A 15,477-nucleotide genomic window follows, 5' to 3' on the forward strand; every position below is an offset into this window, starting at 1 on the left:
GTCTCGATTGTTACTGGGTGTACTTTAGAGGTTGTTTAAAAGGTGGGAGACTTGTTTTCTTTCGAGAGGCGTCGAAAGAACCATGCTTGTCGTGGGGTTTCCATAGGGGAGCAGCTTTTCGATCAAATCTTCCAGGTGCGTGATTGAAGGAAGAACTACTTTCAGCAGGAAGGCGTCCCCTCCGGTCAGGTGATGACATTCCTGAACAGGTTGAAGAGTTGGAAGGATCTTCAAAAATTGCCTGTATCGGCTGCCGTCGCAGGTAAGTCGCACGAAGGCAGTAACCGAATAGCCTAATGCCTGCAGGTTTATCTCGGCTCGGTATCCGCGAATAAACTCCCGACTCTCCAATTGGCGGACACGTTCTGCAGCGGCAGAAGGGGATAAACCAACCCTACGGCCAAGTTCCGCGAAAGGAACTCGAGCATCTTCGGCGAGTTTTTGAAGTATTTTCCTATCTATCTGGTCTATTTCTTCGTTGACTGGCATGTGATTAACCTTCCGATACTCGCGACCGACAATTGTTGATAATTAATCCGGATTTCCGTGGATTATCGTTCTATAGCGAATTATAACCGTTGAATTCGTTTATTTTGCGACATATAAGAGCTGATTCTGCATTCCATTTCGCATCGAATTTGCTTAGCATCGGCGACATGATCGATCTCGATGGTTCAAATCTCAAACTTGAAGACGTAGTTGCGGTGGCGAAGGCGGCGGAGCCCGTTCGGATAGCATCCTTAGCGCTAAAAAAGATGAACGACTCACGTCATCGAGTCGAGGAGGCAATGGCTGGCTCAAAACCGGTATACGCCTTGAATACAGGGGTTGGTTTGCTCGCCAATATTCGTCTGGATGAGACCGAAATCGAGGCAATGCAGGTGAACCTGATACGTTCGCACTGTTGCGGCGTAGGCACTCCTCTGGACGTCTCGGTAGTACGAGGCATGATGTTGATTCGTGCGAATGTCCTGGCAAAGGGATTGTCGGGGATTCGGCCCGTCGTAGCGGAACGAATTTGCGATTTGTTGAACCACGGGATTACCCCGATCATTCCTTCACGTGGCAGTGTCGGAGCAAGTGGAGATCTTGCTCCTTTAGCCCATATGGCGCTCGTCCTTATTGGCGAGGGCCGGGCGATGTACGATGGGGAAATATTGCCAGCTTCTGTTTGCTTTTCAAGAGCGGGCCTAACGCCGCTCGTTCTACTGGGAAAAGAGGGAATCTCACTCCTGAACGGCACCCAGGCAATGCTATCGATAGGATGCCTGCGCTTACATGAGCTTGAAGAGTTGTTTTTTTCGGCACAAACGACGTCCGCTCTCAGCATCGAAGCGCTTCGGGGAACGGATGCTGCTTTTGATGCACGTCTCCACGAAGCTCGACCACACCAAGGACAGTTGCTGAGTGCTGCACATCTTTCTGGCCTTCTCCGAGGGAGTTCGATTCCTAGAACTCACGGCGAGGGTAGTCGAATTCAGGACGCTTACTGCCTTCGCTGTATTCCGCAGGTACATGGTGCAGTCTGGGACACGCTGTTACACGCCCGCAAGGTCTTTGAGGTTGAGCTGAACAGCGCAACAGACAACCCGCTGGTATTTGATGGCGCGATTATCTCGGGAGGGAATTTTCATGGCGCGCCGCTTGCTCTGGCATTGGACTTCCTATCGATCGCGTTGTGCCAACTGGCTGGAATATCGGAACGTCGAACAGAGCGGTTGCTCAACCCCAGTCTCAATGAAGGACTTCCTGCCTTTCTGGCATCCAGCCCGGGGCTCGAGTCTGGATTAATGATGGCTCAAGTGACGTCTGCTGCGCTGGTCGCGGAGCTGCGCGTACTTGCTTCGCCCGCATCGACAGGATCAATTCCTACCAGTGGAAATCAGGAAGACTTCGTCAGCATGGGAATGACTGCCGCGCTCAAACTTGAACAGGCTGTCTCACTTACTAGAATGGTGATTGCTATCGAGTTACTTGCGGCCACACGTGCGTTGGATATTCGTGGCGATGTCTCTACAGAAATATTAGAGGAAGCGCGGAGCCGCTTCAGGACTCGTATTCCTGCGTGGCGAGAGGATTGTGTGCTGTCTATCTGGATGGAAGAGTCGGCAAATTTTCTGGCGAATTCTGCCTTTGACATCAAGTTGGAAGACCTTGAAGCAAGGGAGGCTGTTCGGTGATAGAGAGCTACTCTCCAATTCGTGCGCCGCGTGGCAATGTAAAGTCGGCAAAAGGATGGATTCAAGAAGCAGCGAAGCGCATGCTGATGAATAATCTGGATCCGGATGTCGCAGAGAAGCCGGAGGATCTGATCGTCTACGGCGGACGGGGCAAAGCGGCGCGCAATTGGGAGTGTTACCACAAGATTGTTGAGACCCTCGACCGCCTTGAGAATAACCAGACACTCTTGGTGCAATCCGGTAAAGCGGTGGGTGTGCTGGAGACGCATCGTCTTGCTCCTCGTGTTCTTATCGCAAATTCAAACCTTGTTCCTCGTTGGGCGACATGGGAGGAGTTCGATCGTCTCGATGCTGCGGGGCTTATGATGTATGGCCAGATGACAGCAGGTTCGTGGATCTACATTGGCACCCAGGGAATTCTGCAGGGTACCTATGAGACCTTTCGAGGTGCTGCGCAACGTCACTTCAACGATACCCTTGCTGGCACCATCACCGTTACAGCGGGACTTGGCGGTATGGGGGGTGCTCAGCCGCTTGCAATAAAACTTGCTGGAGGTGTGAGCATTTGTATCGAGGTCGACTCCAGCCGTATTCAGAGGCGGATTGAGACACGCTACCTGGACAAAGCGACTGAGTCTCTCGATGAAGCTATTCGATTAGCTCAATCGGCAAAGAGTCGTAGAGAGGCAGTTTCGATCGGACTGCTGGGTAACGCTGCCGAGTTGCTGCCGAAGATGATTCAACTTGGCTTTACCCCTGATCTCATTACGGATCAGACGAGTTCGCACGACCCAATGTGGGGCTACGCTCCTGTAGCTAGCGCGGACGAAGATCTGAATGTTTTGCGCACTCGGCAGCCAGACATCTATAGAGAGCGTGTGCAAGCCTCCATCGCTCAGCATGTCCAGGCGATCATTGAAATGCAGCGACGTGGCGCCGTCGCATTTGATTACGGAAACAACTTGCGTGCTCAAGCGAAGCTCGCTGGCGTGGTAGATGCCTTCTGTTATCCCGGCTTTGTCCCTGCATTCATTCGCGATTCGTTCTGCGAAGGGCGTGGTCCTTTTCGGTGGGTTGCACTCTCTGGAGATCCATCTGATATTGCCGCGACCGACCGCGCATTGTTGGATCTGTTTCCGGAGGACAAGCGCCTCCAGGAATGGCTTACCTTTGCATCGAGCCAAGTGGCATTTCAAGGCCTGCCCGCACGCATTTGCTGGCTTGGATATCGAGAACGCGATCGTGCTGGATTATTGTTCAACCAGATGGTCCGTGAGGGGAAACTCAAAGCGCCAATTGTTATTGGCCGCGATCATCTCGACGCGGGATCGGTTGCGAGTCCCTTCCGCGAGACGGAAGCAATGCTGGATGGCTCCGACGCTGTTTCGGACTGGGCGCTTCTCAACTTTGCAACAGGAATTGCCAGCGGAGCAGCCTGGATGAGTTTTCACCATGGTGGAGGCGTTGGGATGGGTTACAGCCAGCATGCAGGTCTGGTCGCGGTAGCGGACGGAAGCGATGAGGCTCAAGAACGACTGCGACTTTGTCTAAAGAACGATCCCGCCATGGGCGTCATTCGGCATGCAGATGCTGGCTATGATAAGGCGTTGGCTACCGCGCGGGAGCGTGGTCTCGATCTACCGAGCATCCCATGAATGCCGATCTCCTCATTACCGGAATCTCGCAGCTCGCAACAGCCCGAGGGAGCGCCCCGAAGCACGGCGCCGCAATGCGTGAGTTAGAGGTAATGCGAGAAGCCTCAATCGCCATCACTGGCGGTCGTATTACGTGGGTCGGGAGATTCCTCGACTGGGATGGCCAAGCCTCGGCGACGTTCGATGTAGAAGGACGAGCTGTTGTCCCAGCTCTAATCGACCCGCACACTCATGCGGTTTGGGCTGGCGACAGGCTTGCGGATTTCGACGCGAGAACGTCGGGCAAAAGCTACGAAGACATTCTCAGGGCAGGAGGGGGTATTCGAAGTAGCATTCGTGCTACTGCGGCAGCTTCGAAAGAAGATCTGGTGTGTTTGGCTGCGCCACGAATTAATAGGTTGCTCCATTCTGGAGCTACTACGATCGAGATCAAATCTGGCTATGGCTTCACAACAGCGGCTGAGATTGCAATGCTGGAAGCGATTCAGATGCTTCGTGCAGTGACGCCCGCTCGACTTCTATCGACGCTACTTATCCATATCCCCCCCTCTGATCCCGCAGAGCGAGCGCGGTACGTTATCGATACATGCAATGACCTGATTCCAGAAGTGGCAACGCAAAGGCTGGCTTCGGCCGTTGATGTCTTTGTCGAACAGGAAGCGTGGCATATAGAAGAAGCGGCGCAGATTCTTGAGTGTGCGAAGCGGCATGGCATGAAGACTAAGCTTCATACGGAGCAGTTCCAACGCATTGGAGGACTCGAGTTGGGGGTCGGATTGGGAGTATTGAGCGTTGACCATCTCGAAGCCTGCGCGTCAGAGCAACTCGCGTTGCTTGCTTCCAGTTCCACGATCGCGACCATTCTTCCTGGCGTCTCACTGCACCTTGGGATACCAGCCGCACCGGGTAGACAACTTATCGATTCAGGCGTTGCAGTCGCGGTCGGGACTGATCTCAACCCTGGGTCTAGCCCCTTGTTTTCTGCCGTTACTGCTTTGGCTCTGGCAGTTCGTTTGAATGGGCTCACGGCGTCTGAGGCGTTGGTCGCTGGCACAGTGAATGCTGCGTGCGCACTGGACCTCATAGACATCGGCCGGCTTGAGGCGGAGTTATACGCAGACTTTCTTGTTCTTGAAGGAAGCGATTGGCGAGAGCTGGTGTATACCCTCGGTGCTAACCCAGTGCGCGAAGTGTGGGCTCGAGGACAGAGGGTTGCGCCGTGATGGCGTCTTCCGAAAGGTTTCGTCCCAATCGTTGTGTCCTATACGAGTCACAATTGGAGGTCTGGTGAGCACGTTCTATTGTCCGGAGCTGTTGTATCTTGACGGCACGTTTGTGACCGATAAAGGACTTCTTGTCGATGATGCAGGACGAATCGAACGCATAATTGCTAAGCGAGCTAGCGGAAGTTCTACGACTGTCGACTTGCCCCGGAAAGCACTTCTGCCCGGCTTTGTTAATTCACACTCGCACTCCTTTCAGCGGTTGATTCGAGGTAAGGCGGAGTCCAGGGTCGTAAGTGGTCGAGATTTCTGGAGTTGGCGCGGTACGATGTATCACGCTGCTGCCCAACTTACTCCCGAGGAGGTATTCGATGTAGCTCGGATGGCTTTCCTCGAGATGGTCCTCGCCGGGACGACCACAGTAGGAGAGTTTCACTACCTCCACACAGATCCGTCAGGTAGTGCATATGACGACCCAAATCTTCTGAGTAAACAAGTCATTGCCGCAGCTCAGTCAGTTGGCCTTCGTATCGTATTACTTCGAACAGCGTATCTTCGATCTGGATTTGGCCTGCCTCCAGATCCTGGTCAGGCCCGCTTCTTCGAGTCAACGGACGAGTTTCTGAACAATATGAGCGAGCTTGTTTCTCAATATTCGACAAGGTCAAATGAGATCCGCTTCGGCGTTGCTCCGCATAGCATTCGCGCAGTCCCGCTCGATGATCTTTTAGAGATCGCGGCCTGGGCTCATGTCAGGGAGCTTCCTTTGCACATGCATGTTGCCGAGCAGGTTGCTGAGAATGAAGCTTGCGTCCGCGAATATGGACGTACGCCAGTTGAACTGCTAAGCACCGAGCGAATTTTAAGCCCGAGGTTTACTGCCGTTCATTCCATTCACGTCCGGCCTGATGAGGTGGCGGAGCTTGCCCACTCTCAATCAACGATTTGTTCCTGCCCTACGACCGAAAGAAATCTTGGGGATGGGATCTTTGCTGCGGACGAAGTAATGTCCGCCGGTATTCGGGTGGCCCTCGGATCAGACAGCCAAGCGCAAATCGATCCAATTGAAGACGCGCGCGAACTCGACTATCACCTTCGGCTCAGGAACCAGCAACGCGCCATTCTCGATATGATCGACCAGGAAGCAATCGCCGAACGGCTGTTCTCGTGTGCCACTCGCAATGGCGCCGAATCGCTCTCAGTGCCTACGGGCGAGTTCGTTACAGGTTCACTCGCTGATGCCTTCACCGTGGATCTCGACGATATCTCAATTGCAGGTCATTCGAATGAAGACTTGCTTCCGATCCTTGTATTTTCCCTTAACAGATCCGCGATTCGAGACGTGATAGTGAATGGAATATGCATCGTTCGAGACCAAGTGCATCCATTGCACGCGGAGATAGTTGCGCGGTATCGGGAGGTCCATCGTAGGGTTTGGAATGTTGGCCACGCCGTTAGGAACATATTATGAAAACGGTCATCGAATATCTACTGGAACTCATTCGTATTCCATCGGTTTCGTCGATATCGAACCGTCAAGTAGTGAACTATGCTTCCGAGGTCTTTCGAGAAGCGGGATGGGACGCTTCCACGACGGCGCATATTGATACGAATGGCATTGAAAAACTTAATCTAATCACAGCACCCCCCGGCCAAAATCCTAACGATCCTATAGCGGAGCTCGCATTCTTATGCCATACAGATACCGTTCCATTCGCTCCTGAGTGGGATGGCGCACTTAAACCGATTGCGACAGGCGATGTCGTCTATGGTTGCGGCGCGTGCGATGTTAAGGGATTTCTCGCATGTTTGCTGGCTGCTGTTAGCGAAACCGAGACGAAGGATCTCAAGCATGGATTGCGGATCGTTTTGACTGCAGATGAAGAAATAGGATGCCTCGGAGCGAATCGTTTACTTGCTTCCGCTCTTATGAATCCTCGATGTCTTGTTATCGGAGAGCCCACGTCTTTGTATCCTGCACGGGCAGGCAAAGGTTATTGTCTGGCCGAGGTCACTGTGTCTGGTGAGGAGGCCCATAGTGCGCATCCCTTTCAAGGGCGGTCGGCGATCTACGGTGCGGCTCAGATGATTCGTGAAATTGAGATATTTGCTCGACGACTTGCTGAAGAGCGAAACAATTTTTTCGATCCAGCGTTTACGACGCTCAATATTGGAACAATCCACGGAGGCACTGCGAAAAACGTTGTTCCTGGGAGATGTAGCTTTCTGGTCGAGTGGCGGCCAATCCCGGGAAATGCAGACGAAATCGTAGCCGAAGCGATCGTTAAAATAGGGAATCAGATTCTCGAAGTAAATCCTGATTTTCGATTTGATCTGAAGATATTACGTCAACAGTCGGGTTTTGAGACTGCGCCAAAATCGGACCTAGTCCGAACTATGGAGCATCTTACGGGAAGGCAATCCATCTCGATTCCTTTTGGGTCCGAAGCGAATGTATTCGCCAGCCTGGTGAAGGAAATTATTGTTTTTGGGCCTGGAGATATGCGTACTGCCCACAGTCCACGGGAATGTGTTCCAGTATCCGAGTTGACCGAGGCTGTGTCGTACATTAAGAAATTAATGCAGAAGTGTGGGCAGTGAGCAACACATGTCATACTTCGCGCCGTAGCGCATAAATAAGCGGCTCTTTGTTATTTACTTACGCAAGATGGTAGAGCGGAAGCTCAAACCGCCACTACCATCTGACGGCAGCAACCCTTGACTAGGCCAATCATTGTATCCAGATGCACGTTGCCGGGGATGCTTCGATATATATTAGAACCGCTCCGATTGTAATGTGGCAATTGCGAACCAAGCGCGATTCGCGGCGACTGTCCGTACCCTACTAACGAGAACGACAGATCGCTACGGTCGCAAGATTGGATGGATAGCGTGACAGATCTTACCCACGAACCCGGCCATACTCAACATAAGCAAGACCCACGTACAACCTTTTTCGCCACTATCAAACTCCTCTGTCGACCACAAATCGGCAGTCAGTCTTTATTTTTAGCATTCAGTATCATCTTCGTACTTACGATGACTGCGCGGGCTTCCAGCCGCGAAAAGATCGACATTGTCTATATGCAAAACGGAGATAAGATAACCTGCGAAATACGCTCGTTGGAGCAGGGACAACTTACCATCAAGCCTGACTATACAAACTCCACGGTCGTCATCGACTGGAAGAAAGTGGATCATGTCGAAAGTTCACAATCTTTCTTAGTAAGCGAGCCGGATGGAACACTTCATACTGGATCTCTTTCCAGCAATACGGAAGAGCGATCGCTGGTTGTGGAGCACACACCACCTGTTACGCTCCCCTACGATAAGGTCATAGAGATTGAGCCGCTCGGAACGTCCTTCTTCAAACGATTGCGTGGAAATTACGACATGGGACTGAGCCTTGCTCGTTCTAACAGTCAGAAGAACCTCACTGTCCAGGGCGCCCTTACGTATCAATCACAGAAGTACCTGTTCTCTTCAAGCTCAAGCTCCCAGTTTACGAGCCAAGCGAAAACCGATAATACTGAAGAGGCAAGCCTGAAGACTTCACTCTTTCGACAGCTACGAAGATCGAATTGGTATGGTGGAGGAATTGCAAACTTCCTGTCCAGTTCAGAACAACAGGTCAATCTTCGATCCACGTTTGGGGTCGCATTGGCGAAGCGTCTCATTTTTACGAATCGCAGCGACCTAACTGCCATCGGAGGGCTAGCTTATACTCTTGAGCAGGATCAGGCAGGTACGACGAGTAATGCACACCCCAATGAACTTGACTCAGCGTTCGCCGTGCAATATTCAACGTTTCGGTTCGATTCAACGACGTTCGATACTTCTGTCTGGGTATATCCCAGCCTAGTTGCTGCTGGACGGGTACGCATGACCCTGAATCAAGATATTTATTACAAATTTTTGGGTGATTTCTACATTCGTTTTAGTTTTTACGATAACTATGACAACCAACCCGTTATTAAAGCTCCAGTCAATAACCTTGGCGGATCGACGACAATCGGCTGGTCGTTTCATTGAGTTCGTTCCGTCGGTCTCAAGCAACCGCTACTGGGTATTTCCAAGTATCCAGTTGTAATAAGGATTTGTACGATCATGCTGGAGTACTTTTGCGATGGTTACCTGCCACAGATCTCGGTTCCCATCGTAAGCAGCTATGCCTGCATCATAAAAACCGAACAGGCTAGCTTGCTGCTCTTGTATCTCCGAAAGGAAGGCGGAATCGGCGCTATGCACAGGGGGGACGGTGCGATGTGCTAACAACTTCGGAAGAACGGACTTAATTTCTCCAGAGTGCACCGAAGCCGCGTATTCAATACTTGGACTATCGTCTGTCACGGCGGGTGCATCACCAACATAGCGTTTCATGCCATCCTGATCCATCATCCAGGTAGCTAACAGAGCCGCCGGTGATTTAACCCCAACCTCTTGCAGCGATGAGGTAACCGTGGGCTGATTGAATCGCCTCGTGATCTCTTGAGGATTCAATTCAATCGGCGACAGGGAGCCGACAAGCAGCATCTCATGGAGTTCGGTCGACCACAGCGTAGCGTATGGGAAGACATCGAGAAAGCTGCGCATAAGAGAACGTGTGTCTGCATCGTTCTGGGTGGCGAGAGGTAGCCATTGAGCAACAAGGCCGTTGGCTTCGAGACGCTTTGCTGCGAGTTTGTAGAAGTCGCTCGAATAGAGATTCACTACGCCAGCAGCGGACGGCGGAGGTGGCTCCAACGTAATCAGGTCGTATCGTTCTGTGCTTTGGACGAGTTCCTTGCGTCCGTCGCGTACTCGGATTTGCAGTCTCGGATCGGAGGCTGCGCCGAAGTTGCCTTCGAATGACGAGCCAGCCTGCACCACCGCAGGCAGCAACTCTGCACAGACCCTCGTTTGAAGTTGTGGGTACTGGAGCAGACCGCCAGCTGTTATTCCGGTGCCGAATCCAATGACCAGCGCCGAGCGCGGCTCTCCCGTATGAATGATAAGGGGAAGCAGAGCCTGGAGCCGCATGTAGCGCAATGAAGGCATTGCATCGCCTGAGTTTGAAACCCCCTGAATATAGAGTCTTCTGAGAGTGTGGTGGCCACTCGCTTGTTTTAGTACGGCGACGGTAGAACCCGCGCTTTCTTTGTAGAAGGTGAGTCTGCCGCCACCTCGGGTTGATGCCAGTAGACGCCCCATACGGTCGGGTGGTGTGATGACAGCAATTGCTAGTGTTATGAATCCAATCACCAACACCGTCCATCGCATCGAGGGTCTAACCATCGACCCGCGTAAGACTGCGCAGAAGCCCAATGCTGCTGCTGCGATTGCCAGTATCGCAAGGGTCCGTACCAGACCGAACGTGGGTACAAGAAAGAATCCTGTCACCAAGGTTCCGACGATGCCGCCAGCAGTATTTAGAGCGATAACAGCCCCTACATCACGCCCCACCGAGTGTTTCCTCGTTACCAATCGAAGGGCCGCCGGAAAAGCAGCTCCAAGCAGAACAGTCGGTACGAACACGATTCCAACAGCAGCAATAAAAAAGCGAGCGCACATGCTTGCAAACTCGCTTCCAGTAGTTGATAGCGTCATGTTTCCGACGATTGCTTGTACGCGAAGTTGCCATACGCTCAAACTAGCAATTTCTAATAGCGCGATAAAGCCAGCGGCGGAGATCAGGAAGCCGAAGGTTCCCCAGGCGTCGGACAGCCGATCGGCAAAGCGAACATACAACGTGCTTCCAGCGGCGAGACCCGCCAAGTAGGTCGCGAGAACGATCGAAAAGGCAAAGCTTCGCGTGCTAAGAAACTGAACGATGGCTTGCGACCATACGACTTCATAACCAAGCGCAACGCCACCAGCCAATGCATAGAGTGCGAACGCGAAGAGGGCTGGCCTGGTCAGCGCTTGAGAGTCTAATGTCTCAGGCGCATTCTGCTCCTTGTGAGAATGACGATTCAGAGCAATGGCTCCGGCTGCCGCTCCGAGGTTGAGCGCTGCCGCCGCATAGGCCGTACCGTGAACCCCAAAGTGGGGCAAGAAGACAAAAGTGCTCAACAGCGCGCCGGCGATTCCTCCGGCTGTATTCGAAGCGTATACGCTCCCTCCTGCCTCAGCAATGCGTTCTGTCCCAAACATCCACAAACGAATGGCAACCGGCAGCGTTCCTCCCATGAGAAACGCAGGTGCTCCGACAAGGAAGAACGGCAGGCACCATGCCAACAAACCGGCTCGAATTTCTATTACTGCGAAAAGAAAAGAGGAGTGGTACAAAGCAACAGTCGTGGTGACGCCGAGTACAGCGATTCCTGCTTCGAGGTAGGGATAGACCAGGAATGGACGCGTAAGCCGATCTGCCCACCGACCAAAATACAAGCCTCCGAACGCAAGCCCTGCGAAGAATGCGCTTACTGCGATTGTCACGGAATATACTTCTGCCCCCACGACCAGTGAGAGTTGCTTGATCCAAAGCACTTGGTAAATCAGAGAGGCTGCGCCAGACAAGAAGAGCACGAAAGCAAGCAACACGGATCTTGCGTTGAAACTAGTACGATTTCGACGCTCGATCGCGGGAGCGGACTTGGCGCCATTAAGATCTTTTGATTTCTTCTTGGAAGCAGAGCCGGATTTCACAGCCGACATGCGGGACCCCTGTAAAAATGAACCGAGTTCATTCACGATGGATGAACCCGGTTCATTTATTCTGCTCGTCGCTTGTTCTTTCAAACAGATTAACGCATACACCGCTCCCAACTCATTCCTTGGGTTTCGGGGCCATATTCACAAACATCTCCGGGTCGATCGTGAAGCTGGCCGGAGCCTGACTTGGTGGATACTCCTTGAATGACTCGACAAACTGTTGGGCAGAGAGTTGCCCCTGAACCGCCAAGTACACATTATGGACTTGCCAATCGTCATACTGATCCGAAATGAGAGGCGCTTTTTCATAAGGATCCATACGTAAATTTTCAATCAACGGGACCCGAAGACATGTAAAGGGATTCGACCATACCTTGTACCCCCCGATCTCTCGCTGCTCGCAAAAAACAAACTTCCAGTTTTCATGTCGCATAGCTACCAGCAGGCCATCGTCATTGAAGTAGTAAAAATTCTTCCGTGGCGAATGTGCCTCCTGCCCTGTCAGGTAAGGAAGAATGTTGTAGCCATCCAGGTGAACCTTATGCGCCATACCACCCGGACCGGTGCCCTTGAGAAGCTGATCCGTGATGTTGGGATTTCCTGCTACTGCCAGTAACGTCGGAAACCAATCAAGTCCAGAGACGATCTCATTAGACCAGACGTTCTCCCTGATATGCCCGGGCCATCGAATCATCGCAGGTACGCGGTACGCCCCCTCCCAGTTCGAGTTCTTTTCGTTCCGGAACGGAGTCATCGCCGCATCAGGCCACGAAAACATATTGGGTCCGTTATCTGTGGTGTAGATGACGATGGTGTCATTTGCAATTCCAAGGTCGTCTAATTTCTTGAGTAACTTGCCAACGTCCTGATCGTGCTCCCACATGCCATCCATGTACTCATTGCCTGGCATCCCGCTCTTTCCTTTGAACTCCGGCCTCACATGGGTGAAGACGTGCATCCTGGTAAAGTTCATCCAACAGAAGAACGGCTTACCAGCCTTTACCTGCTTGTCCATAAAGTCCATGGCGGCGTTCGATGTCTCGTCGTCGATCGTCTCCATGCGCTTGATGTTTAGCGGTCCGGTGTCCTCGATCTTGCCGTCAGCAAAGGAATGAATAACACCGCGTGGGTTGTACACCTTTAAAAAGATCGGATCGTCCGTGGGCCAGTACGGCATCTCCGGCTCCTGCTCCGCGTTCAGGTGGTACAGGTTGCCAAAGAATTCGTCGAAGCCATGATTCGTCGGCAGATACTCGTCACGGTCTCCCAAGTGGTTCTTGCCGAACTGCCCGGTTGCATATCCGAGCGGCTTGATTGCCTCCGCGATCGTAATATCGCGCTTCTGGATTCCCACCGGAGCGCCTGGAACGCCTACCTTGGTCATTCCCGTTCTCACCGCAACCTGTCCGGTGATAAAGGTCGCTCGCCCTGCTGTGCAGCTATTCTCAGCGTAGTAGTCGGTGAACGTCATTCCGTGTTCGCCGATGCTGTCGATGTTCGGTGTCATCATGCCCATCAGGCCGTGTGTATAGCGGCTGATGTTGCTCTGACCAATGTCATCGCCAAAGATGACCAGGATGTTCGGCTTCTTGGCCTGCCCGAAAGAAGCCTGCGGCGCGAAGAGAACCATTAGCGATAGAGCCGCAAAAAAATATAGGGGCATCCGAAGAACTGCCAACCTTCGGCAGTTCAAATAACGATGAGTTTCTGAGATCATAAGCGCTCCCTTGGAATGAAGGTGCTCAGATGCATAATGCTGAATCGGCAACGTGAATCGACCGGCAGGGATCTACACAGCGGGAACGAAAGATTGAATCACCGGGGAGCGCATCCCACGTGCTTGCTCATCTAACAGTTCGTTTCATCTAATCCAGGTGAAACACTGTTCCCGAAGGCACAACTCAAGTGTTCTGAGCTGCATCGAGATTGTCCTTTGCAAGACTCTCAAAGTCAAGTAGGAATTGAGTCAAATCCCGTCGCTCTAAGGTTTTACTCTCTGCTAATGCGTTCGCACACGGTTTTGACGAGGTAGAGGTATTAGATGGGCGCGCTTTTCCGGAGTAGCTTTCTTGAATATTTAGATGTGCAGTCTGAAAAGTTATCTCAACCAGTGCTGTAAACCGCATCGCGGTTGAACTCCATTTTGTTGACAGTGATGTGGACGAAATATAGGGTGGGAGCAACGAAACCGTCTCTCGCGGCTAAGTTAATGATGGAGGCGGAATTGAGTCTTGGTAAATGGATTAGGACAATTGCTACCGATAGCCACTTCCTGGTTCCTTTTTTTGTATTGCTGGCTGGTGTGGCCCTCTTGGTTGTGTTGCACTGATTACGCGCAAGTTCAAAGGCTGGGGTGTAAGGCCAAAACAGATGGATGGCAGGTGCGGTGCAAACAATAAAGCGTTTTGGAGTGTCGCTGCACGGCCTGGGCGTAATCTGTGGACTGACGGCCGGGGTCTGGCTTGGGGCGGCGGAAGCTCCTACAAAACTTGTGAACTCGGGGTTCTCTCCGTTCGCGATCTCGCTTTGCATGGTGGCAGGAGTTTTTACAGCTCGATGGACCTTTCCTACATTGCTGAAGGGCACAAAATATGTATTTGCCGACCTTGCCAAGAGGAAACATCTGATTGTATGGGCTCTGCTGGCTGGCGCATTGTGGGCGGTCGCAAATACGCTGACCGTCTTTGCGATTCGCGATGTTGGGCTGGCTGTCGCGTTTCCGATGTGGAACGCGAATTCGTTGATTGGACTGTTCTGGGGCCGAGTGCTGTTCCGTGAACTTGAAGGCGCGAGCGGGAAGAACATCGGCAAAGTAGTGATGGGCGCTGTTCTGATCGTAACTGCCGCTGTGATGCTTGGCTTCAGCACCATTCATGGCAGTTCGATGGGACAGCATGCATTTCGCGGCATCGTCGCGGCTCTCGGTGCGAGTCTAATGTGGGGAACGATGTATGTTCCGTACCGCAAAGCATATCTGAGCGGAATGAATCCTCTTTCATTTGTGACGGCGTTCACAGTTGGAGAGTTGGGGACGGTCTTGGGGTTGACGCTATCCCTGGATGGTGGAATCCATTCTTCCGCGTTCCAGTTGTTTCGTATGCCGGGGGTATTGTTCTGGCTCTTCCTCGGAGGCTTTGTTTGGGTGGTTGGTGATCTATTTCAGCAATTCGCGGCTAAGTATTTAGGGATTGGAAGGGGGATACCGCTTTCGAATACCAATCAACTTTGGGGGCTGGCGTGGGGAGCACTTGTGTTTGGCGAACTCGCAACCGCTGACCGACAACACATGTTGCTGGTAGTGGGCGGCTCAGTCCTGATGATCTTTGGCGCCTTGGCAATAAGCACTGCGGTCGCTTCAGCAAAAGAGCAAAGTTCGACAAACGAGGCGGTTCTTCGGGAGTGCAACCGATACGGGTTGGACTATCATCGAGCGATGATGGCTCAAGCAGGGATTGAGAGCGGCGGAGAAGATGAACGGAGACGCTGGTGGGATTACGCGATCGTCCTAATAGCGACAGGAAGTTTTATCGCTTTAGGCGTCCGAGCGATAGTGCCGCCCCTAGCGATGAACCTTAAGTGGGTCGCCGTGATGGCAATTCTCCTGGCGGTTAGCTTAGCCGTAGGTGGTTTGAGCCTGTGGCGCCGGACGCGGTTTTCTTAGGCCGAATCTTTTGTGCGATAGTCAGTTTTGCGTGTCTCAACGAAACTTGTTGAATCGCCAATCGCAGAGCACGGCTGATTTGCCATTCACCTCTTCTGCTCTTATAGTTTGGGTAACGTAGATTT

At 52.4% G+C, this 15,477-nt stretch carries 10 protein-coding genes; 7 read left to right on the forward strand and 3 right to left on the reverse strand.

Features of this window, described 5'->3' with window-relative positions:
• Positions 1–24: 24 nt before the first annotated feature.
• Positions 25–489 (reverse strand): Lrp/AsnC family transcriptional regulator, encoded by a 465-nt coding sequence (locus tag RBB82_RS12675; RefSeq protein ID WP_433970888.1) that lies wholly within the window; start codon positions 487–489, stop codon positions 25–27.
• A 167-nt stretch (positions 490–656) separates the two neighbouring features.
• On the opposite strand from RBB82_RS12675, the gene hutH reads away from it, so the two are divergent.
• The 6 genes from hutH (at position 657) to RBB82_RS12705 (ending at position 9,090) form a co-directional block, all read left to right on the forward strand.
• Positions 657–2,180, forward strand: coding sequence for a histidine ammonia-lyase (hutH, locus tag RBB82_RS12680; protein WP_433970889.1), 1,524 nt, complete (start codon positions 657–659; stop codon positions 2,178–2,180).
• On the forward strand, positions 2,177–3,835 hold the full coding sequence (hutU, locus tag RBB82_RS12685; protein WP_433970891.1) for a urocanate hydratase: 1,659 nt from the start codon (positions 2,177–2,179) through the stop codon (positions 3,833–3,835). Before hutH ends, hutU begins: the two co-directional genes overlap by 4 nt.
• Positions 3,832–5,058 carry an imidazolonepropionase gene (gene hutI / locus RBB82_RS12690; RefSeq protein WP_433970892.1) on the forward strand — a complete coding sequence of 409 codons (1,227 nt, stop codon included), beginning with the start codon at positions 3,832–3,834 and terminating at the stop codon, positions 5,056–5,058. The genes hutU and hutI overlap by 4 nt, the downstream gene beginning before the upstream one ends.
• Positions 5,059–5,122: 64 nt before the next feature.
• A complete protein-coding gene (locus tag RBB82_RS12695) occupies positions 5,123–6,529 on the forward strand; it encodes a formimidoylglutamate deiminase (RefSeq protein WP_433970893.1) in 1,407 nt (468 codons plus the stop codon).
• Entirely contained in the window at positions 6,526–7,659 is a 1,134-nt protein-coding gene (gene argE, locus RBB82_RS12700) for an acetylornithine deacetylase (protein ID WP_433970894.1), read from the forward strand. The genes RBB82_RS12695 and argE overlap by 4 nt, the downstream gene beginning before the upstream one ends.
• A gap of 291 nt (positions 7,660–7,950) precedes the next feature.
• Complete coding sequence (locus RBB82_RS12705; protein ID WP_433970896.1) at positions 7,951–9,090, forward strand: DUF481 domain-containing protein; 1,140 nt, start codon at positions 7,951–7,953, stop codon at positions 9,088–9,090.
• A gap of 27 nt (positions 9,091–9,117) precedes the next feature.
• On the opposite strand, the gene RBB82_RS12710 is transcribed toward RBB82_RS12705, so the two are convergent.
• The gene (locus RBB82_RS12710) at positions 9,118–11,475 is read right to left on the reverse strand and encodes a fused MFS/spermidine synthase (protein WP_433970897.1); all 2,358 of its coding nucleotides are present in this window, start codon (positions 11,473–11,475) and stop codon (positions 9,118–9,120) included.
• Positions 11,476–11,806: 331 nt separating this feature from the next.
• Positions 11,807–13,408 (reverse strand): arylsulfatase, encoded by a 1,602-nt coding sequence (locus RBB82_RS12715; protein WP_433970899.1) that lies wholly within the window; start codon positions 13,406–13,408, stop codon positions 11,807–11,809.
• Positions 13,409–14,077: 669 nt separating this feature from the next.
• Between RBB82_RS12715 and RBB82_RS12720 the strand changes: the two genes are divergently transcribed.
• Positions 14,078–15,352 (forward strand): GRP family sugar transporter, encoded by a 1,275-nt coding sequence (locus tag RBB82_RS12720; RefSeq protein ID WP_433970901.1) that lies wholly within the window; start codon positions 14,078–14,080, stop codon positions 15,350–15,352.
• Positions 15,353–15,477: the final 125 nt, after the last annotated feature.

The organism is Tunturiibacter lichenicola (assembly GCF_051013355.1).
GTDB classification, from domain to species: domain Bacteria; phylum Acidobacteriota; class Terriglobia; order Terriglobales; family Acidobacteriaceae; genus Edaphobacter; species Edaphobacter lichenicola_F.